The sequence below is a fragment of the Ralstonia sp. AU12-08 genome, assembly GCF_000442475.1.
Classification (GTDB): Bacteria; Pseudomonadota; Gammaproteobacteria; order Burkholderiales; family Burkholderiaceae; genus Ralstonia; species Ralstonia insidiosa.
In genome coordinates this window covers 133,601-152,897 of record NZ_ASZV01000016.1, presented here as the reverse complement: position 1 = coordinate 152,897, position 19,297 = coordinate 133,601, and the positions used below count along the sequence as shown (strand labels likewise).

Here is a 19,297-nt window from a genome sequence, read left to right as displayed (position 1 = left end):
CTTCCAGCCGGCCAACCGGCATGTGGCGGATTTCATCGGCATCATGAACCGGCTCGACGGCCTGCGGCGCGATGGAGCGTTTGTCTGTGCGGGTGGGCTTGTGCCCGTGCTGGCGGGCGAGGGCGATACCGTGTTCTTCCGCCCGGAAGATGCCGTGCTGGCCGATCCGGCGCATGCCGCGCTCAAGGGTACGGTGGAATCGGCGGTGTTTCTCGGGTTCCGCACCCGTGTGCGCGTGGCAGGGGTGTCGGCCACGCCGTTGTTCATTGACGTGCCCGGCCGGCAGCATTTTGCGCCGGGCCATGCGGTCGGCTTTGATGTTCCGGCAGACCGCCTCCTCACCTTGCAAGCGTGATGCACTTCCTGCAACTGACTGACCTGCATATCAAGCGCCCGGGGCGGCTGGCGTATCGGCGTGTGGATTCCGCTGCCTATCTGGCACGTACCGTGGCGCACATCCTCGCGCAGCCGGAGCGGCCCGAGGCCATCGTGCTGACCGGCGATCTGGTGGATGCCGGCTCCCCCGAGGAATACGCGCACCTGCGCGCCGTGCTGGCACCACTGGATGCAGCAGGCATCCGCATGCTGCCGGTGCTCGGCAACCATGACGCCCGAGACGCCGCGCGTGAAGCCTTTGCCGACTGGCTCGCGCCCATTCCGTCGGCTGCACAAGACCCGCATGCCTTCCAGTACTGGACCGATATTGGTGACACGCGCGGCGACGTGCGCCTGATCGTGCTCGACACGCTGGACACCGGCCATCCGGGCGGCCGCCTGGGCGCGCAGCGGCTCGACTGGCTGACAGAAGCGCTGGCGCAGGAAACGCAGCGCCCGACCGTCATTGCCATGCACCATCCGCCGTTTGCCACGGGCATCCATCACATGGATGTGCAGTCGCTGGCCGAAGATGACATCCCGCCGTTCGCGCAGATCGTGCGCGCCGCCGGCAATGTTGAGCGCATCATCTGCGGCCATCTGCATCGCTCCATCGACGTGCGCTTTGCGGGCACGGTGGCATCAACCTGCCCATCGCCCGCGCACCAGGTGGCGTTGGATCTGGACCCGGCAGGCGAACCCGGTTTCGTGATGGAGCCGCCTGCCTACAAGGTGCACGCGTGGGTGCCGGGCCAGGGGCTGGTGAGCCATCTCGCCTACGTGGGCGAGTTTGATGGCCCGCACCCGTTCTTCGAGCCGGATGGCCAGTTGATCGACTAGGCGGCTTTAACAATCGCGCTGGTTGCCATGCGTGCGGCCAGCGCATCGACATCGGCTTCTGCGGATGCAATCGACGCACGCAGCCGATCATCCGCAAATTCGTCGTACTCAATCGCAACCGATGCCACATCGGTGATGCCGATGTAGCCGAAAGCGGTGGCCACGCCGCCTTCCACGTGGTTCATGTGGGCAATGCGCTGACCAGGGCCATAGCCGAAATCACCGCGTGAACTGAGAATGACGAGGCGCTTGTTCATGCCAGCAAGCAGCGGCCAGTAGGGCTCACCAGCGCGGCTGCGGTCGAAGCCGAAGGTGCGACCCACGCGCACGATGTTGTCGATGTACGCCTTGAACTGCGCAGGCATGCCGAAGTTGTACATGGGCACGCCGGCCACGATCACATCCGCAGCGAGCAACTCGTCGATCAGTGCGTCGCTTTGCGCAAGCCGATCGTGCATCCACGGTTCGCGTTGCGCGGGTGGCGTGAATGCAGCATGGACCCAGCGGCCGCCGACGGGCGAGGGCGGTTCGGCACCGATGTCCCGGTAGATGACGTGCGCATTGGGATCACGTTCGCGCCAGCGCGCCACGAAACGTGCCGAGAGCCGGCGGGTGTGTGAACCGTGGCGAGCCGTGTCGGAACTGCCCGGCCGGGCGCTGGAATCGAGGTGCAGAAGACGGGTCATGTCGAATCCGTTGTGAGTGGAGGTGTGCCCACTCTATGAACCGCGCTGCACTGCGACAAACGACATGTTTTGCGCACGATGGATGACATGGATTCATCCATGCCGACGATGCGGGTAACGTGCCCGTGACACAATCCGCGCATGCGAAAACTCCCACCCCTGAGCGCGCTGCGGGCCTTTGAGGCCACCGCGCGCCATCTCAGCATGAAGCGCGCTGCCGACGAGCTGTCGGTCACGCCCACGGCCATCAGCCACCAGATCCGCCGGCTGGAAGAGACGCTGGGTGTGACGCTGTTCGAGCGGCAGGTGCGCGCGCTGCGGTTGTCGGAGGCCGGCGAGCGGCTGTATCCGGTGCTCAACACCGGCTTTGATGCGTTTGCGCAGGCCGTCGATGCCATCCGGGCGCCGGAGGCTCAGCCGGCACGCCAGCGCGTCACGCTCACCGCGCCAATGGGGCTGGCTGCCCGCTGGCTGGTGCCCAAGCTTGGGGAGTTCGCCACGCAGCATCCGGCGGTGGATCTGCGCATCCATGCGTCTGACACGGTGGTCGACCTGCGTGGCGGCAGTGCGGATCTGGCCGTGCGCTATGGCGAGTTGCCTGCCGCCAGCGCTGGCCTCGTCGCCGAGCACCTCTTTGACGACGCCTATGCACCGGTCTGCCACCCAGGGCTGAACATCCGTTCGCACGACGATCTGGCGCATGTGCCGCTCATCCATTCGGAATGGCAGCGCACGTTGCCGCAACCCATCGGCTGGCCTCTGTGGGCCCGTGCGGCTGGCATCGAACACGTGCTCAAGATCGGGTCGGGCATTGTGCTGTCCGACGATGGGCACGCCATGTCTGCGGCCATGGCGGGGCAGGGCGTGATCCTGGCGAACCTGCCGTTGGTGCGCGACGCGCTGGAGGCGGGCGCGCTCGTGCAACCGTTCGACGGGCCGGTCATTCGCCGCTATGCGTTTTGGGCCGTGATGCCAGCAACACGCCTGGACGAAGGCGCCGTGCGAGCCGTGTGGGATTGGCTACGTCTGGCCGGGAGCCGCGGCCTTTGAAGACTCGATCCAGCTGCGCAGGCTGACAACCTGACCACCGGCCTGCGACGCCGCGGCTGTGCTGCGCTCACGCGGCTCGTGGTCGTGGATGGTGGCGCGCACCATCGGGTAGATCTGCGTTTCCCATTTGCGGCCGTTGAATACACCGTAGTGCCCCACGCCGGTCTGCACGTGGTGCCGCTTCATGTACGGGCGAAGACTGCTGCACAAGTCCTGCGCGGCCACCGTCTGGCCGACCGCGCAGATGTCGTCCTTCTCGCCCTCGATGGTCAACAAGGCGGTGTGGCGGATGGCACGCGGCTCGACCCGTCGGCCACCTACGTGCAACTGCCCGAGCGGCAGCGCGTACTGCTGAAACACCGTGCTCACGGTTTCCAGGTAGAACTCGGCCGTCAGGTCAGTGGTGGCGAAGTACTCCTCGTAGAACGTGCGGATCGCCTCGGCCTTGGTTGGGTCGCCCTTTGCGCGCTCGCGGTGCAGGTCAGAGAACGATGCCGCGTGCCGATCCAGGTTCATCGACATGAAGGCGCACAACTGCATGAAGCCTGGGTACACGCGCCGTTGCGCGCCCACAAAGCCTGCCGGCACCACGCTGATCAGGTTGCGCTCGAACCACTCGATCGGCCGGCTGTTGGCCAGTGCGTTGACCTTGGTCGGATTGACGCGGCAGTCGATCGGCCCAGCCATCAGCGTCATGCTGGCGGGCTGGGCGGGGTCGCCGTCTTCAGCCATGAGCGCCACGGCGGCCAGCGCGGCCACGGTGGGTTGGCAGATCGCCACGAGGTGAGCATCGGGCCCGAGTTGTTGCAGGAACCCAATAACGTGGCCAACGTAGTCGCCAAAACCAAAACTGCCGGCGGACAGTGGAATGTCGCGCGGGTTATGCCAATCGGTGATGTACACATCGTGGTCGGCCAGCATGGTCCGCACGGTACCGCGCAGCAGCGTGGCGAAATGTCCGGACATTGGCGCGACGATCAGCACCCGTGGCTGTTGCGGACCGCCGGCCTTGCGGAAATGCAGCAACGCGCCAAAGGGGGTATTGCAGACGATCTCTTCCGTTACGGCGACAGGCTCGCCGCCCGAGCGCACGGTGTCGATTCCAAAGGGCGGCCGGTGGTGCGATAGGCCAGCCATCTGTACGAGTTCACAGCAGGCATCGATGTAGCGGCCGTGCGGGCTCTCGGCCAATGTGGGGTTCGCGGCGATCGTTGCCCGTGCAATGGCTGCAGCATCCCGCCACGGCCGCATCAGCTCCGTGATCGCCTGGTAGGCGGGATAGGCAAGGATGTTCATAGCGTCGTTGGCGCAAGCCTGCAGCGCGGGCGTACCGGTCAGACATGGAGCAAGGCAAGTCATATGCCAGACCGGTTTGCACTGGCATGGTGTTTGCAAATCGCCAGGCACGGCGCGCCATCCAGGGCAACATAACGCGCGCCAGGCGACGACGGCCCGCGTTGCGCGGGCTGCGCGCCACGTCACGCAATGGTGCGCATGCGGCGTTTCGGTGCAGAACGTCCAGATTTGGTGAAGCGCGCCCAGGCAGGCACCCACGGAGACCGCCATGAGCCGGACGACCACTACGCTGACCATCAGCAGCCGCAACTATTCGTCGTGGTCGTTCCGTGGCTGGCTGCTCGCCCGGCTGGCGGGCATCGAGTTCGAAACGGTGGTGGTGCCGGTCGACGATGCCGCCGCGCGTGCGGAGTTGCTGCTGCTGTCGCCGTCGATTCTCGTGCCGTGTCTCCACCACGAGGGCATCAAGGTGTGGGACACCCTTGCCATTGCCGAATACCTCAACGAGATCCGTCCGCAAGCGCATCTGCTGCCGGCCGACCGCGCGGCGCGCGCGCATTGCCGCGCCGTCTGCGGCGAGATGCATTCCGGTTTCAGCGCACTGCGCTCTGCACTGCCGATGAACCTGCGCGCGCAGTTTCCCAACTTCCGGGTCTGGTCGCGCGCGCAGGACGATATCGAACGCATCGTCGCCATCTGGCGAGAATGCCTGCAGCGCTATGGTGGCCCGTGGCTGTTCGGCAAGGCACCCGGCATGGCCGATGCAATGTACGCCCCGGTCGTGACGCGCTTTCTTACCTACGACGTCAAGCTCGATCCCGATATCGCCGGGTACTGCGCGACCGTGCTCAAACATCCGTTCGTGCGCGAGTGGATGGAAGCCGCCCAGCTTGAGACCGAAGACATCGACGAGCTGGACGTCGAGTTCTGAACGCGGCACGCTGCACCGCAAAAACGGAAGCGCCCCCGCGCCTCAGCCAAACGGCTGGACTTGTTTTCGGTCGCCCAACGTCTAGTGTGGGAAGGAGACCAAAAGAACAAAGGGGCTGCAGTCATGACCACGGTCGGCAGCTTTCAGATCGATTTTCTGCAGGTCCTGGATCGCGAGGGCAAGCCGGTCCAGCAACTCCCGGCGTTTGCGCAGGACGTGCAAACGCTCCTCGCGCTATATCGCGCGATGGTGCTCACCCGTGCATTCGACACCAAGGCGGTTGCGCTGCAGCGCACCGGCAAGCTCGGCACGTTCGCGTCTTCTGTGGGGCAGGAGGCGATTGGCGTGGGCGTCGCCAGCGTCATGCACCCGGACGACGTGCTGTTTCCGTCCTATCGAGATCACAGCGCGCAATTGCTGCGTGGCGTCACGATGGCCGAGAGCCTGCTGTACTGGGGCGGTGACGAGCGCGGCAGCGCGTTCAGCAGGGTGCCCAATGATTTTCCGAACTGCGTACCGATCGGCACCCAGGTGTGCCACGCAGCGGGCGCGGCCTACGCGTTTCAATTGCGCGGCGAGCCCCGCGTGGCGGTCGCGATCATCGGTGACGGTGGCACCTCCAAGGGCGATTTCTACGAAGGCATGAACTTCGCGGGCGTGTGGAACGCGCCGCTGGTAATCCTCATCAACAACAACCAGTGGGCGATCTCGGTGCCGCGCAATCGCCAGACCATTGCGCAGACGCTGGCGCAAAAGGCCATCGCCGCCGGGATTGCCGGCCTGCAGGTCGACGGCAACGATGTGATTGCGGTGCGACAAGCCGCGCAGGAAGCGTTGGATCGCGCCAGGGCAGGGGGCGGCCCCACGCTCATTGAAGCCGTGACCTACCGCCTGGGCGACCACACCACCGCCGACGATGCCACGCGCTACCGCGATTCCGACATCGTCAAGCAAGCGTGGGAAGCCGAGCCCATTCTGCGACTGCGCAAGTACCTGACCAGCGTGAACGCGTGGGACAAGGCGCAGGAAGAACAACTCGGACGCGCCTGCTATGCGCAGGTGGAAGAGGCGGTTGCCGAATACATGGCTGTCGAACATCCGGGGCCGGAAGCGATGTTCGACCACCTGTACGCGACCTTGCCCAGCGCACTTGAGTGGCAGCGTGCCATGGCGCTGGCATTCGCCTCCAACGGAGGTGCACATGGCTGACGTCAACCTCGTCGAGGCCGTCAACCTGGCGCTGGCGCATGCGCTGGAGCACGACCCGTCCGTTGTGCTGCTGGGCGAAGACATTGGCGTCAATGGTGGTGTGTTCCGTGCCACGGTGGGCTTGCAGGCACGCTTCGGGACGCAGCGTGTGCTCGACAGCCCGCTGGCGGAAACCGCGCTGGCCGGCGCGGCCATCGGCATGGCGGCGGTGGGTCTCAAACCGGTGGTCGAGATCCAGTTCAGCGGTTTCATCTATCCGGCCATCGACAACGTGCTCAACCATGCCGCGCGGTTGCGTAATCGCACGCGCGGACGGCTGTCGTGCCCGATGGTGATTCGCGCGCCCAGCGGCGGCGGCATCCACGCGCCTGAGCACCACTCGGAAAGCCCTGAGGCGCTGTTCACGCATATGCCGGGGCTGCGCGTGGTGGTGCCGTCGTCTCCCGCGCGGGCGTATGGGCTGCTGCTGGCAGCCATTCGTGATCCGGACCCGGTGATCTTTTTTGAGCCGACGCGGCTGTATCGCGTGTTCAAACAACCAGTGGAAGACGACGGCCAAGCCCTGCCGCTGGACACCTGTTTCGTACTGCGCGACGGCACCGACGTCACGCTGGTGAGCTGGGGCGGTGCCTTGCAGGAAACGCTGGCCGCTGCCGACCAGCTTGCCGAAGAGGGCATCGCCGCCGAGGTGATCGACGTGGCCACGCTCAAGCCGTTGGATATGGATTCGATCCTGGCATCGGTGGCCAAGACCGGCCGGTGCGTGATCGTGCACGAGGCCGCCCGCACGTCAGGGGTCGGCGCGGAGATTGCCGCCAACATTGCGGAGCACGGCTTGTACTCGCTGCTGGCCCCCGTGCAGCGCGTGACGGGCTACGACGTGGTCATGCCGCTGCCCCGGCTTGAACACCACTACCTGCCGAGCGTGGAACGCATTCTCGCGGCGGTCTGGAAAACGCTGGAGGGCGCCTGAACAATGATCGTCTTCAAACTGCCGGACCTCGGTGAGGGGCTGCAAGAGGCGGAGATCGTGGAGTGGCACGTCAAGGTGGGCGATGCCATCCAGGCCGATCAGCCGTTGGTATCGGTGGAGACCGCCAAGGCGATCGTGGAGATTCCGTCGCCGCAATCGGGCCGTATTGCCAAGCTGTTCGGCCAGCCCGGCGACATCGTGCACCTTGGTGCGGCGCTGGTCGCTTTTGAAGGCGCAGGTGGACAGGACGCTGATGCCGGCACGGTGGTGGGCCAGATGCCCGCAGGGCAGCGCGTGGTGCACGAAGCGCCCGCCGCGCTGGGCCGAGGCGCTGCAGGCGCTGGAGCGGGTGGCGTCAAGGCGATGCCCGCTGTCCGTGCACTGGCGCGCAAGCTGGACGTGGACCTCTCGATGGTGACGCCGTCGGGGCCGGATGGCGTGATCACCGCCGCCGATGTCGAACGTGCCGCCAAGACGTTTGCCGACCTGGGCCCACCCGAAGTGCTACGCGGCGTGCGACGTGCGATGGCCCAGAACATGGCCCGTGCGCAGAACGAGGTGGCTGCTGCCACCGTCATCGACGATGCCGACATTCACGCCTGGGCGCCGGGCACGGACGTGACGATCCGCCTGATCCGCGCGCTGGTGGCCGGCTGCCGCGCCGTGCCCGGCTTGAACGCCTGGTTTGATGGCAACGCCGGGCGGCGCCACGTGCTGGAAAAAATCGACGTGGGTATCGCTGTGGATCTGCCAGACGGGTTGTTTGTGCCCGTACTGCGCAACGTCGCACATCGGGATGCCACCGACCTGCGTGCCGGGCTGGATCGCATGCGCGCGGACATCAAGGCGCGCAAGATTCCACCGGAAGAGTTGCGCGGCAACACGATCACGCTGTCGAACTTCGGCATGATCGCGGGCAAATATGCCGCACCGATCGTCGTACCGCCCACGGTGGCGATTCTGGGCGCAGGGCGCATCCACGAGCAGGTGGTTGCGGCCGGTGGCGCGCCTGCAGTCCACCGTGTCTTGCCGCTGAGCCTGACGTTTGACCACCGCGTCGTAACCGGCGGTGAAGCGGCAAGATTCCTGGCCGCAGTGATTGCCGATCTGGAAGCCGCTGCGTAGTCCGTGCTGCAGACAATCAGCGCAGCAAGGGCGATGTGCCGTGCGCCGGCGCAAATGCCTCATGCCATGCCGCAGCAAGCTGCAGCAAGGCAAAGTCCGAGCGCGGTGGTGCAATCACCTGCAGACCCAGCGGAAGACCATCGGCTGTGAAGCCCGACGGCAAGCTTGCCGCTGGAACACCGGCCAGCGTCGGGCCGATGACGACTTCCATCCAGCGGTGATACGTATCCATCGCGCGACCGGCAACCGTCTTGGGCCAATGTTCCTCAGCCGGGAACGGTGCGGTCTGGCTGCTCGGGAGGACCAGGAAGTCGTACTCGGCAAACTGTGCCAGCAACGCCTGATACCAGTTCGCGCGGGTGATGGTGGCGCGGTTGATGTCAACGAACCCGCGGCGATGGCCTTGTTCCACTTCCCAGATGGCTTCGGGCTTGAGCAACTCCCGCGTGGTTGGGTTGGCGTACAACTGGCCAAGGTTGCCGGTCACGATCATGGCGCGCAGCGTGCACCAGCATTCCCACAGCGCATCCATCGGGAAGAACGGCTGCACAGCCTCAACGTGGCAACCCAGGTTCCGGAAGATGTCCAACGCCCGCTCGTTGACGGCCATGACTTCCGGCTCAACGGCCAGATAGCCGCCAAAGTCGCCCAGCCAGCCAATGCGCGCCTGCCGGAAATCGCGATGCAGCGGGCGTGTGAAGCCGGCAGGATCGTCTTGCAATGACAGCGGCGCGCGCGGGTCGTAGCCCGCCTGGGTGGCGAGCAGCCACGCAAGGTCTTGCGGATTGCGCGCCATCGGGCCTTCGGTGCCCAACTGCTGAAAGAACACGTCGCCGGTGGGGCCGTAGGGCACACGGCCAAGGCTGGGGCGCAAGCCATAGATGTTGTTCCACGCGGCGGGATTGCGCAGCGAGCCCATCATGTCGCTGCCGTCTGCCACCGGCAGCATCTGCAGCGCCACCGCGACGGCCGTACCGCCGCTGCTGCCACCGGCCGAGTGAGCCGGGTCCCACGCGTTGCGCGTGATCCCGTAGACCTGGTTGTAGGTATGCGAGCCCAGGCCGAACTCGGGCGTATTGGTCTTGCCGATGAACACCGTGCCCTGCCGGCGCAGGCGCTCCGCCATGATGCCGTCGTGCGCCGGCACATTACGCGCCAGCGCACGACTGCCCATCGTCGTCACCATGCCGGAGACAGCCGTCAGATCCTTGGGCGCCTGCGGAAAACCATGCATCCAGCCGCCCGACAGACCTTGCGACAGCAGCACATCGCGCTCGCGTGCCTGGTCGATCGCCCACGCTGCATCCACACGGGCCACTACGGCGTTGACCGTTGGGTTAAGGCGATCGATCTGGGCCAGGAAGGCTTCCATGACTTCCACGCAGGAAACGTCACGCGCGTGAATGCGCTTGGATAGCTCGATCGCACTCCACTGCACGATCTCCTGGTGCGTCGGCGAATGTGTTGCTGCGGAGGACAGGGCGACGTTTTGCATGGCTCTCATCTGCGCTCAGAGGATCAGGCGGTCAGGTAGGTTTGCGCCAGTCGCACCCAGCAGGCTGCGCCCAGCGGCAACACCTGATCGTTGAAATCGTAACCGGGGTTGTGGACCATGCAGCCGCCAAACTCGCCTTCGCCGTTGCCAAGAATCAGGTAGCAGCCAGGCACCTGATTGAGCATCCAGGCGAAGTCTTCGCTGCCGTTGAGTCCCTTGGGCGCCTGCGTGACGACATTCTCCGCGCCAACCAGTTCAGTGCAAACCTGTTGCGCAAACTGGGTTTCTGCCAAGGTATTGACCATCGGCGGCGTGAGCTGACGGTAGTCGATCTGTGCTTCCACGCCATGCGCTTGCGCGGTCAGGCTGACGATCTCGCGGATGCGCTTCTCCACCATCGCGCGCGTTTCCGGCCGCGCCGCGCGCACGTTGACACCGATCGTCACCGATTCTGGAATCACGTTATGCGTCATGCCGCCACGAATGAAACCGACCGACACCACAGCGGTGTCATCCGGCGCCACGTTGCGTGCCACCACGGTCTGCAGCGCAGTGATGATGGCCGCAGATGCCACGATCGGATCGCTCGCACGATGCGGCATCGCTCCGTGTCCGCCCACGCCCTTGATGGTGACGTCCGCCACATCGGAAGACAGACTGACCGGCCCCGGCAAGACGCGGAAGCTGCCGGCCGCCACGCCCGGCATGTTGTGCAGCGCGAACACGGCATCGCACGGAAAGCGCTCGAACAATCCGTCTTCGATCATGGCGCGTGCGCCGCACAGGTTTTCTTCGTCGGGCTGGAAGATCAGGTTGAGCGTGCCATCAAAGTTGCGGCTGTCGGCCAGTGCCTTGGCTGCCGCCAGCAGGATGGCGGTGTGCCCGTCATGGCCGCAGGCGTGCATCTTGCCGTGGTTGCGGCTGGCATAGGGCAGGCCGGTGGCTTCAACGATTGGCAGGGCATCCATGTCGGCACGGATACCGAGCTTGCGCGTGCCGTTACCGAGCTTCAACTGGCCCACCACGCCGCTCTTGCCAATGCCGGTGTGCACCTCGTAGCCCCAGCTTTTCAGCAGATCAGCCACCAGCATGCTCGTGCCGCCCACCTCGAAACCCAGTTCGGGCTGGGCGTGGATCTGGCGGCGGATGTTGACGAAGGTTTCTGCGTCGATATGGATGGGGGGCAGCAGATGCGGCAGCAGTTGGAAGGGCGTGAGCGTAGGCGCTTTGGTCATGTCGGGGCTCCTTGCTGGAATGGGAATGGGTTGTTAGTGAGACTCGCGCGCTTCGCGCAGGCTCAGCACGGTCAGCAACGTGATGGCGCTGCACGCCATCATGTAGAAGGCTGGGGAGAGCGGGTTGCCGGTGCGAGCCAGCAGCCACGTCACGACAAACTGGCACGAGCCGCCGAACACCGTCACGCCAATGGCGTAGATGACCGACAGACCGCTTGCGCGCACCTTGATAGGCAGCAACTCCATCATCATGAGCAGCATCGGCGTGGTGCCCAGGTACAGGGTGCCGGTGAGCAACGCCGAGAGCGCCAGCACCAGCGGCACGCTCGGGTAATGCGTCATCAGCCAGAAGGCCGGATAGAGCAGCACCACAGTGACCAGCGTTGCGCCCACCACCAGCGGCTTGCGCCGCGGCAGGCGGTCTGCCAGCCAGCCGGAAAGCAGCGAAGCGCCAAAGCTGGTCAGCCCAGTCACGCAACCCGCAAGCAACGACAGCGACGCTGGCAGATGCAGCTCGCGGATCATGTACGTCGGCATGAAATAGATCACCAGATACGTGCCCACCGTGCCACCGATGATGGTGAGAACGCCCTTGACCACCAGCCCGCCGTGCTCGCGGAACAGCATGCCGAGCGGGCTGGGCGCGTGCGTTTCGGCCGTATGGGTTTCGTCCAGATGGGATCGGATGTAGAGACCGACCGGCGCAATCAGCAGGCCCAGGAAAAACGGCACGCGCCAACCCCAGCTCTGCAGCGCTTCCGGCGACAGGCTGCCGTACAGAATGGCGGCGGTGAGCGCGCCACACAGCGCGGCAATGCCCTGGCTACCCAACTGCCAGCTCACGCGAAACCCACGCCCCTTGATGCCGCCGGACTCCATCAGCATGGCGGTCGATGCACCAATCTCACCGCCCAGCGAAAAGCCTTGCAGCAGACGCCCCGCCAGAATCACCAGCGGGCCAAACAGGCCTGCGGTGGCGTATGTGGGCGCCACCGCCAGGCACAGCGTGCCGATCACCATCAGACCGATCGTCAGTGTCATGGCGGCTTTGCGCCCGCGGCGGTCAGCATAGTTGCCGATCACGAAGCCGCCCAGCGGCCGCATCACAAAGCCGATACCAAACGTCGCCACCGCCAGCAGCAGCGAGCCATAGGCGCTATCCGACGGGAAGAACAGCTTGCCGATCATCAACGCGAAGAAGCTGTAGACCGTGAAGTCGTACATCTCCAGCGCATTGCCGATCGAGCATGCAGCAATCAACCGCGCCTGACCGGCGGGCTTGGGTGCAGCAATGGCCGAGGCGGGCAGTGCGGGCTGCAAGGTGGCGTCGTTCATGGGGGTCTCCATCCGCGATGTTGGGGAAGGGCTTCTCTGAGTCCTTGGCGATGAAGTATTCCGGGAACGCGCGCGCAGAAAAAATCGCAAATATTCATCCCGATAACCAAATAGAATCACCGCCATAACCGGTGCATATCCGCCATCAGGGAAAGCCCGCGAAGCCTTGCCCGACAGGCATCAGACGCGCAGAGACGGCCGCGTCACCTATCGCCGGGGTGCACCATGGTGAAGAGGAGGAGCCATATGAAGCTGCACCAATTGCGCATCCTGCTGGCGGTGGCACAGCACGGCAGCATCCATGAGGCGTCGCGCAGTCTGCATGTCTCGCAGCCGGCGCTGTCCAAGGCCATTGCTGAGCTGGAACGGGAGCTGGGCGTCACGCTGCTGTCGCGCTCGGTGCGTGGCGTGAGCCTGACGGCGTATGGGATGGCGCTGGTCAAGCGCGCCAGCGTGGTTGAACAGGAGTTGCGTCACGCGCTGGAAGACATTGAATCCATCCGCGGGCACGCAGAAGCTGAGCTCAACATCGGCTTTACCGCCGTGGCCTCCGGTGGACCGCTACCTGACGCAATGGCAGCGTTGCGCACGCGTTTTCCCAACGTTGCACTGCGCGGCTTCGAGCAACGTCCGCAGCAACTTCTGGAAGGCTTGCGCGAAGGGCGGCTCGATCTCGCACTGATCTCCAGCAACAGCGGGCCTGGCACCGGAAGCTTTCAGTGGGAACCGCTGTTCTCTGTATCAATGCGCCTGGCCGTGCGCCCCGGCCATCCCTTGCGACGGGTGCGTCGGCTGCGCCCGCTACTTGACGCAGACTGGCTGGTGCTGGACCCGTTGGATGACCCCGGCAGCCCGATGGTCAGCCTGATGCGGTTGCATCGGCTCGACATCCCACGCCGCATCGTGCTGAGCGGATCCAATCTGCTCGGGCTGCAATTGGCCACCAAGACCGATCTCATCAGCATGTGGTCGGACTTTGTCTTCAGCGGCACCGGTGGACCATTGCGCATGGTGCCCGGCTCGCTGGAAGTGTTGCCAATGGAGGACGAGTTGCCCGACTTCCACGTCTACATGGTCTATCGGTCGGCCGACCTGATGACGCATGCCTGTGCGGAGTTCAGCAAGGAGATCCGGCACTTTGCGCAGAGCTATCGCCAACGCTGAACGTTGGCAAGACGACGCGCCGGCATGCGTGGTGCGTCATGCGCCAGCTTCCGCGCGTACTGCTCCTGGTGGCCTTCCGACCACGCGCTTGAACGCCCGGCTGAACGCAGCGAGTGACCCGTAGCCAAGCCGATAGGCGACAGCTTCGATCGCCTCGTGGTCACGCGCGATCCATTGCGCGGCAAGCCGCATCCGCAGCTCGGTCAGGTAGCGGACCGGCGTCATCCCGGTCGCCGCAAGAAAGCGCTCGGCAAACACGGAGCGCGACACGCCCGCTTGCGCAGCCAGCTCTGCAACGCTCCAATTGCGGCCCGGATCACGATGCAGCGCGACGATCGCGCGGCCAAGCTTCGGCTCGCGCAGTGCCTGCACCCAGCCGGTTGCATCGCCGCAGCCGCACTCGACCCAGCCACGCACGATGAATGCGGCCACCACATCGGCGAGCCGCGCGAGGATGCCCGCAAAACCCGCACGCTCTGAGCACGATTCACGCTCCATCGCGTCGAGCATCGGGCGGATTTCGGGGTAACGGGCGAGCAGGGTGCCGACGTGCATGAACTGCGGCATCGTGCCGACAAGCGGCTGCATGCCGCCCAGATCCAGCTCCATGCACGCGCTGAAGATCAGCGCATCGCCGGCCGTCTGCTCCGTCCCGGCGCACGCCGGCGACACACCGACCGACGCGACCGTGTCGCAGATCTTTGCAGCCTCAAAGCCACCGATCTCGCGACACGGGGCATCCGCGTCAGACATCAGCGCATGCGTGCTGCCGTGCGGCAGCAGGATTGCATCACCGGCTTCAAGCCACATCGTCGCGCCAGTCGCATCCCGCAGCAGCACGGGCCCGCGCCCAACGAAATGGAACTGCGCGCGCCCCGGCGCATGGCCAAAGCTCAACCCGAAGGGCCGTGCGACCTGGATGCGCCGGTATTGGACGCCGCTCAACCGCATGCCCAGCAACAGCTCGCTGACAAGGTCATGCACGTCGGGCAGGGGAGAAAGCAGGGGCTCGGACATGGATTCCGGACGATCAATCAACAATAGCGGATTGTATGTCATAGACCGTCCCATCATCAGGCCCTACCATGTGGTCTTATTGGTACTTTCCCTGATGTTTCCTGATACGGAACGACGCATGAATCCCGGCATCTCCACTGCCGCCGCAATCGCGGCTCCCCGTGAACCGGCCTGGGGCGCAGTCTTCGCAATGACGCTCGGCGTGTTCGGGCTCGTCACGGCCGAATTCCTGCCCGCCAGCCTGCTCACACCAATGGCCGGAAGCCTGGGCGTGACCGAAGGCGTTGCCGGGCAGGCCGTGACGGCCACTGCTGCGGTCGCCCTCGTTACAAGCCTGCTGACCGCCGCCGCGACCCGCTCAATTGACCGGCGCCGCGTGCTGCTGGCGTTCTCGGCATTGCTTGTTGCATCCAACCTTGCGGTTGCATTTGCGACCAATCTGACGTCGATTCTGGTCGGCCGCGTGGTGCTCGGCATTGCACTCGGCGGCTTCTGGACGATGGCAACCGCGACCGCAATGCGGCTCGTGCCCGCCGCGATGGTCCCGCGCGCGCTGTCGATCATCTTCAGCGGGGTGGCCGTCGCCACGATCGCAGCCGCGCCGCTCGGCAGCTATTTCGGCCACCTGATCGGCTGGCGCAACGTGTTCCTGGTGGCAGCGGGGCTGGGCGGTATCGCGTTCCTGTCGCAGGTCGCGACGTTGCCGAGCATGCCGCCGAGCGGCACAACGCGGCTGCGTACGCTGATTGACGTGCTGCGCCGGCCAACCGTTGGCCTTGGGATGTTCGCGACGATCCTCGTGTTCACCGGGCATTTCGCGTTCTTCACATACTTGCGGCCATTTCTCGAGCAGGTTTCGGGCGTCGACGTGAACGGGCTGTCGGCAATCCTGCTCGGCTACGGCATCGCCAACTTCGTCGGCACGTCGCTCGCAGGCCGGGTGCTCGAACATCGGTTGCGGCCCATGCTGATCGGCATGCCGGCGCTGATGGTCGTACTTGGCATTGCGCTTGTCGCGCTGGGCCGTGCGCCGTTGATCGACGCCGTGCTCGTCGCGCTGTGGGGCATGGCGTTCGGTGGCGTGCCGGTGGCTTGGTCGACGTGGGTGACGCGCACGGTACCGGATGAGGCCGAGAGTGCTGGCGGCCTGATCGTCGCGGCCATCCAACTTGCCATTGCGACTGGCGCAGCGGCTGGCGGCGTCGTGTTCGACGCGAACGGTGCAGCTGGCGTGTTTGTGGGCGCAGCAGTCGTGCTGGCCATCGCAGTCGCAACGATCGTGGCAGGCGTGCCGAAGCGGGTTGGGATGGTGGCTGCGCTGGCTGAGTGATGTGCGGATGCGGGCTGGCGGGTTGATGAGCTGATCGGCTCGCTGGCGGCACTGTTCTCTGGTCCGGATATTTTTCTCATAATTTGCATTATGTTAAATAAGATACGGACCAGCAGCGCCGATCCCAACCCGTTCTTGACTAAGCCTTCTTCAAAAACTCCGGCTTGAGCAGATAGCTCACCCCATCGATTTTGCAATCGATCGGATGGTCGCCCGCAACGAAGCGGATGTTCTTGATCTTGGTGCCGGCCTTGAGCGTGCCCGACCCACCCTTGAGCTTCAAATCCTTGACCAGCGTGGCTGCATCGCCAACGTTCAGGACATTGCCGTTGCTGTCCTTGATCACGAGCTCGGCTTCCACTTCGACTTCCTGCGCTGCCGGGTTCCACTCGTGCGCGCAATCTGGGCAGATGAAGAGTTCGCCATCCTGGTAGGTGTTTTCAGAGGCGCATAGCGGACAAGCTGGAATGGCGGACATATCGATCGAGTTGCGTGAAATTGGCGAAACGGGCCGCACTATAGCAGCCGTGATGCCACCCAACGGTTGATGATCGTCACGCCAGGGTGCCGAGCACACCCATGAAGTTACAAAGCGCCGCACTCTGCGCCTGTGCCCGCCAGAGCAAATGGACTTCCACCGCCAGCGGCAACCAATCCACCCGCTTGAACACCACGCCGGGCGGGTTCATGCGCTGGATGCTGTCCTGCATGACGGCCACCCCCAGGCCCGCACCGACCAGCCCCAGAATGATCGAGATCTGCGGCGCCTCGAACTGGATATCCGGACGGAATCCGCTCGATTCGCACGCCTCCAGCAGCCGCACGCGCCCCGCCGGGTTGAGTGCCTTGGGAAACGCGATCCACGGCAGGCCGTCCAGGTCTTGCGGCGTCACCGTGGGCCGAGCGGCCAGCGGATGGTCTTCGGCCATCGCCAGCACAAACGGCTCGCGCGTCAGCAGGCGGCTGGCCAGGGTGCCGTCGGGTTTTGGCGGGTTGTAGACGAAGCCGACGTCGATCGCTGAACGCTCCAGCGCCTCGGCCTGTTCGCCGGAGCGCATGGTCGACAGCTTCAGGTTCACACGCGGATACGCCGCCCGGAACTGCCGCAGGGCAACCGGCAGCCGCCCACTGTGGACCACTCCTTCGCAGTAGCCGATGCCGAGCGTACAGGCTTCTCCCCTGCCCGCCTGGCGCGCCTGCTCTTCCACCCGTTCGGCCTGGGCGAGCAGGTTGCGAGCCTCCAGGAGGAAATCCCGGCCGGCGGTGGTCAGCCGCACACGCTGCTTGACGCGCTCGAACAGTTGCAGCCCGAGGTGATCTTCCAACTGGCGGATCTGGCGTGAGAGCGGCGATTGCGAGATGTGCAGCCGCTCAGCAGCACGCCCAACGTTTTCCGTCTCCGCCACGGCGACGAAATACCGGAGCTGTTGCAGTTCCATGGTAAGTCCTACGATGCATCAAGTCTGCCAAATTCAGTCTTGGACAGCATTATATGGTCGACCATAGAGTCAACGCATCGCGACTTCGCACCGATTGCGAAAGGACTTGACATGGATACCGCCACACATCGGCCCGGCCTGACGCCGCATCTGACGATTCCCCAAGGCATTCTGCTGACCACGCTCGTCTTGCTGAGCGCATCCGGCCTGGTTGCCTCGGACATCAACCTGCCGGGCATGCCGCTCGCTGCCCAGGCGCTGGATGCCCCCATCACAGCCTTGCAGCAAACCTTCAGTGTGTACGTGATTGGGCTGGCGGTCGCGCAAGCGCTGTATGGCGCGCTGTCGGACACCTACGGGCGCCGGCGTCTGGTGATCGGCGGCATGGCGGTCTATGCGCTGGCGTCGATCGCCTGTGCCCTGGCGCCCAGCGTGGCGCTGTTCGGTCTGGCGCGCGTGTTCCAGGCGCTCGGCGCCGGGGCCGGCATGGTGATCGGCCGCGCCATCATCGGCGACATCTTCGATGCCAAGCGGGCCGCGCGCATCTTTACCACCATCATGCCGATTGTCGGGGCATCTCCCGCACTGGCGCCGCTGGTGGGCGGCTATTTGACGGACTACGTCTCGTGGCGCGCGCCCTTCCTGCTGACAGCCGCCCTGGGCGTCGCGGCAGTCGTGCTGATGCTGCTCCATATCCCGGAAACCATGCCGCAGGCGCGCCGGCAGCGCAGCGCGTTCGTGACGTTCCGCAATTACCCGATGCTGCTGCGTCAGCCGCGTTTCTGGACGTACGCACTCAACCTATGCGTCGCCTATGCGGCCTACCTCGGCTATCTGGCAGCGTCGCCCGTGATTCTTGAACACATGGGGCTGGGGCCCAAGGCCGCCAGCACGTGCTACATCAGCCTGTCGGTCACGTACATCTTCAGCAACCTAGTGTCGCGGCATTTTGCGGGCCGGTATGCGCTCGATCGGCTGCTGGGCGTTGGCTATGCATTCTTTGCGCTTGGCGCAGTGTGCCTGGTCGGCGTAGCGCTGGTTGGCGTGAGCACGCCCTGGCCGGTGATCTTTGCCATCTCCATCATCACGCTGGCCAATGGCGTACTGATACCGCTGTCGTTTGCGGGCGGTGTGACGAGCTTTCCGTCCACGGCGGGTGCCGCCTCGGGCCTGATGGGGGCGATGCACCTGGCCGCCGGATCGGCAGCCATCTATACGGTTGCCGCATTGCCGGGCACCGTTTCCGCACTGGCGGCATTTGTTGCCTGCGTAGCCGCTTTCGGATGCATCGCATTTCCGCTTTCGCTGCACCTGGCACGGCAATCCGAAGAGGTGCCGGCGGCAACCTGTGCCGCACGCTGAGCCGGCATCACCGCGCAATCATCTTGTTGGCATCGCCCTTCGGTATCATCCCGTCTTCAACGTTTTTACCCGATCTGGGAGGTCATCATGGGCGAAGCCAAACGACGCGGCACGCAAGCCGAACGCGTTACCCAAGCGAAATCCCGGCTGGACGCGCTGCGTCCTGAAAAGCTGGTCTGCGGCGCCTGCCAGACCGCCTTCACCGAGTTTGAAGGGATGGAGCCGCGCGACATGCCCGGCATCCACGCCATTTTCGGCGGCGAATGCCCGAACTGCGGCGAGAGCGTGATCTCGTTCAACGGCGAGCCCGAAGCCGTGGCCGCCGCCATGCTGGCGTATCAAGACGCCATGGAAGACGCCAAGCTCGGCGCGCAAACGCAGGAAGGCAAGCACGTGCCGTACGTGGACGAAGAAGACAAGCCCACGCAACATTGA

General features: G+C 64.9%; 19 protein-coding genes. 11 read left to right on the top strand and 8 right to left on the bottom strand.

Going from position 1 to position 19,297, the window contains the following annotated elements; genetic code table 11:
- Together C404_RS40535 and C404_RS40530 are read left to right on the top strand one after the other, a co-directional pair.
- The coding region (locus tag C404_RS40535; RefSeq protein WP_021194497.1) for a TOBE domain-containing protein at window positions 1-355 on the top strand (355 nt) is incomplete at its 5' end.
- Window positions 355-1,215, top strand: coding sequence for a phosphodiesterase (locus C404_RS40530; RefSeq protein WP_021194496.1), 861 nt, complete (start codon window positions 355-357; stop codon window positions 1,213-1,215). The genes C404_RS40535 and C404_RS40530, both read left to right, overlap by 1 nt.
- Here C404_RS40530 and C404_RS40525 read toward each other — a convergent pair.
- Window positions 1,212-1,901: an FMN-dependent NADH-azoreductase gene (locus tag C404_RS40525; protein WP_031329251.1), complete on the bottom strand. Its 690-nt coding sequence runs from the start codon at window positions 1,899-1,901 to the stop codon at window positions 1,212-1,214. The genes C404_RS40530 and C404_RS40525 overlap by 4 nt on opposite strands.
- Window positions 1,902-2,042: 141 nt before the next feature.
- On the opposite strand from C404_RS40525, the gene C404_RS40520 reads away from it, so the two are divergent.
- Window positions 2,043-2,951 carry a LysR substrate-binding domain-containing protein gene (locus C404_RS40520; RefSeq protein ID WP_031329250.1) on the top strand — a complete coding sequence of 303 codons (909 nt, stop codon included), beginning with the start codon at window positions 2,043-2,045 and terminating at the stop codon, window positions 2,949-2,951.
- On the opposite strand, the gene C404_RS40515 is transcribed toward C404_RS40520, so the two are convergent.
- Window positions 2,922-4,247: a polyhydroxyalkanoate depolymerase gene (locus C404_RS40515; RefSeq protein WP_021194493.1), complete on the bottom strand. Its 1,326-nt coding sequence runs from the start codon at window positions 4,245-4,247 to the stop codon at window positions 2,922-2,924. The two genes, C404_RS40520 and C404_RS40515, sit on opposite strands and share 30 nt — an antisense overlap.
- 268 nt (window positions 4,248-4,515) lie before the next feature.
- Here C404_RS40515 and C404_RS40510 point away from each other — a divergent pair, with 268 nt between their 5' ends.
- The 4 genes from C404_RS40510 (at window position 4,516) to C404_RS40495 (ending at window position 8,485) form a co-directional block, all read left to right on the top strand.
- Window positions 4,516-5,178, top strand: coding sequence for a glutathione S-transferase family protein (locus C404_RS40510; protein WP_021194492.1), 663 nt, complete (start codon window positions 4,516-4,518; stop codon window positions 5,176-5,178).
- A gap of 123 nt (window positions 5,179-5,301) precedes the next feature.
- On the top strand, window positions 5,302-6,387 hold the full coding sequence (pdhA, locus tag C404_RS40505; RefSeq protein ID WP_021194491.1) for a pyruvate dehydrogenase (acetyl-transferring) E1 component subunit alpha: 1,086 nt from the start codon (window positions 5,302-5,304) through the stop codon (window positions 6,385-6,387).
- Window positions 6,380-7,360 (top strand): alpha-ketoacid dehydrogenase subunit beta, encoded by a 981-nt coding sequence (locus tag C404_RS40500; protein ID WP_021194490.1) that lies wholly within the window; start codon window positions 6,380-6,382, stop codon window positions 7,358-7,360. The genes pdhA and C404_RS40500 overlap by 8 nt, the downstream gene beginning before the upstream one ends.
- 3 nt (window positions 7,361-7,363) lie before the next feature.
- Window positions 7,364-8,485 (top strand): dihydrolipoamide acetyltransferase family protein, encoded by a 1,122-nt coding sequence (locus C404_RS40495; RefSeq protein ID WP_021194489.1) that lies wholly within the window; start codon window positions 7,364-7,366, stop codon window positions 8,483-8,485.
- 16 nt (window positions 8,486-8,501) lie between these two features.
- On the opposite strand, the gene C404_RS40490 is transcribed toward C404_RS40495, so the two are convergent.
- From C404_RS40490 to C404_RS40480, 3 genes are read right to left on the bottom strand one after another with little or no spacing between them, the layout of a single operon-like run.
- Window positions 8,502-9,980: an amidase gene (locus C404_RS40490; protein WP_021194488.1), complete on the bottom strand. Its 1,479-nt coding sequence runs from the start codon at window positions 9,978-9,980 to the stop codon at window positions 8,502-8,504.
- 23 nt (window positions 9,981-10,003) lie between these two features.
- The gene (locus C404_RS40485) at window positions 10,004-11,215 is read right to left on the bottom strand and encodes a M20 aminoacylase family protein (protein WP_021194487.1); all 1,212 of its coding nucleotides are present in this window, start codon (window positions 11,213-11,215) and stop codon (window positions 10,004-10,006) included.
- A 33-nt stretch (window positions 11,216-11,248) separates the two neighbouring features.
- Entirely contained in the window at window positions 11,249-12,550 is a 1,302-nt protein-coding gene (locus tag C404_RS40480; RefSeq protein WP_021194486.1) for an MFS transporter, read from the bottom strand.
- A gap of 246 nt (window positions 12,551-12,796) precedes the next feature.
- Between C404_RS40480 and C404_RS40475 the strand changes: the two genes are divergently transcribed.
- Complete coding sequence (locus tag C404_RS40475; RefSeq protein WP_021194485.1) at window positions 12,797-13,714, top strand: LysR family transcriptional regulator; 918 nt, start codon at window positions 12,797-12,799, stop codon at window positions 13,712-13,714.
- Between the two features lie 36 nt (window positions 13,715-13,750).
- On the opposite strand, the gene C404_RS40470 is transcribed toward C404_RS40475, so the two are convergent.
- Complete coding sequence (locus C404_RS40470) at window positions 13,751-14,773, bottom strand: AraC family transcriptional regulator (RefSeq protein ID WP_021194484.1); 1,023 nt, start codon at window positions 14,771-14,773, stop codon at window positions 13,751-13,753.
- Between the two features lie 76 nt (window positions 14,774-14,849).
- Between C404_RS40470 and C404_RS40465 the strand changes: the two genes are divergently transcribed.
- Window positions 14,850-16,061, top strand: coding sequence for an MFS transporter (locus tag C404_RS40465; protein WP_021194483.1), 1,212 nt, complete (start codon window positions 14,850-14,852; stop codon window positions 16,059-16,061).
- Window positions 16,062-16,200: 139 nt separating this feature from the next.
- Here the strand turns inward: C404_RS40465 and C404_RS40460 are convergent, their stop codons facing one another.
- Together C404_RS40460 and C404_RS40455 are read right to left on the bottom strand one after the other, a co-directional pair.
- Window positions 16,201-16,539: a zinc ribbon domain-containing protein YjdM gene (locus C404_RS40460; protein ID WP_021194482.1), complete on the bottom strand. Its 339-nt coding sequence runs from the start codon at window positions 16,537-16,539 to the stop codon at window positions 16,201-16,203.
- Window positions 16,540-16,615: 76 nt separating this feature from the next.
- Window positions 16,616-17,500: a LysR substrate-binding domain-containing protein gene (locus tag C404_RS40455; RefSeq protein ID WP_021194481.1), complete on the bottom strand. Its 885-nt coding sequence runs from the start codon at window positions 17,498-17,500 to the stop codon at window positions 16,616-16,618.
- A 111-nt stretch (window positions 17,501-17,611) separates the two neighbouring features.
- On the opposite strand from C404_RS40455, the gene C404_RS40450 reads away from it, so the two are divergent.
- Together C404_RS40450 and C404_RS40445 are read left to right on the top strand one after the other, a co-directional pair.
- Window positions 17,612-18,862, top strand: a complete 1,251-nt coding sequence (locus C404_RS40450; protein WP_021194480.1) for a multidrug effflux MFS transporter — start codon at window positions 17,612-17,614, stop codon at window positions 18,860-18,862.
- 87 nt (window positions 18,863-18,949) lie between these two features.
- Window positions 18,950-19,297, top strand: coding sequence for a hypothetical protein (locus C404_RS40445; RefSeq protein WP_021194479.1), 348 nt, complete (start codon window positions 18,950-18,952; stop codon window positions 19,295-19,297).

Coding starts and splice junctions, on each gene's coding strand:
- C404_RS40530 (WP_021194496.1), top strand. CDS start 355: ATGCACTTCCTGCAACTGACTGACCTGCATATCAAGCGCCCGGGGCGG.
- C404_RS40525 (WP_031329251.1), bottom strand. CDS start 1,901: ATGACCCGTCTTCTGCACCTCGATTCCAGCGCCCGGCCGGGCAGTTCC.
- C404_RS40520 (WP_031329250.1), top strand. CDS start 2,043: ATGCGAAAACTCCCACCCCTGAGCGCGCTGCGGGCCTTTGAGGCCACC.
- C404_RS40515 (WP_021194493.1), bottom strand. CDS start 4,247: ATGAACATCCTTGCCTATCCCGCCTACCAGGCGATCACGGAGCTGATG.
- C404_RS40510 (WP_021194492.1), top strand. CDS start 4,516: ATGAGCCGGACGACCACTACGCTGACCATCAGCAGCCGCAACTATTCG.
- pdhA (WP_021194491.1), top strand. CDS start 5,302: ATGACCACGGTCGGCAGCTTTCAGATCGATTTTCTGCAGGTCCTGGAT.
- C404_RS40500 (WP_021194490.1), top strand. CDS start 6,380: ATGGCTGACGTCAACCTCGTCGAGGCCGTCAACCTGGCGCTGGCGCAT.
- C404_RS40495 (WP_021194489.1), top strand. CDS start 7,364: ATGATCGTCTTCAAACTGCCGGACCTCGGTGAGGGGCTGCAAGAGGCG.
- C404_RS40490 (WP_021194488.1), bottom strand. CDS start 9,980: ATGCAAAACGTCGCCCTGTCCTCCGCAGCAACACATTCGCCGACGCAC.
- C404_RS40485 (WP_021194487.1), bottom strand. CDS start 11,215: ATGACCAAAGCGCCTACGCTCACGCCCTTCCAACTGCTGCCGCATCTG.
- C404_RS40480 (WP_021194486.1), bottom strand. CDS start 12,550: ATGAACGACGCCACCTTGCAGCCCGCACTGCCCGCCTCGGCCATTGCT.
- C404_RS40475 (WP_021194485.1), top strand. CDS start 12,797: ATGAAGCTGCACCAATTGCGCATCCTGCTGGCGGTGGCACAGCACGGC.
- C404_RS40470 (WP_021194484.1), bottom strand. CDS start 14,773: ATGACATACAATCCGCTATTGTTGATTGATCGTCCGGAATCCATGTCC.
- C404_RS40465 (WP_021194483.1), top strand. CDS start 14,850: ATGAATCCCGGCATCTCCACTGCCGCCGCAATCGCGGCTCCCCGTGAA.
- C404_RS40460 (WP_021194482.1), bottom strand. CDS start 16,539: ATGTCCGCCATTCCAGCTTGTCCGCTATGCGCCTCTGAAAACACCTAC.
- C404_RS40455 (WP_021194481.1), bottom strand. CDS start 17,500: ATGGAACTGCAACAGCTCCGGTATTTCGTCGCCGTGGCGGAGACGGAA.
- C404_RS40450 (WP_021194480.1), top strand. CDS start 17,612: ATGGATACCGCCACACATCGGCCCGGCCTGACGCCGCATCTGACGATT.
- C404_RS40445 (WP_021194479.1), top strand. CDS start 18,950: ATGGGCGAAGCCAAACGACGCGGCACGCAAGCCGAACGCGTTACCCAA.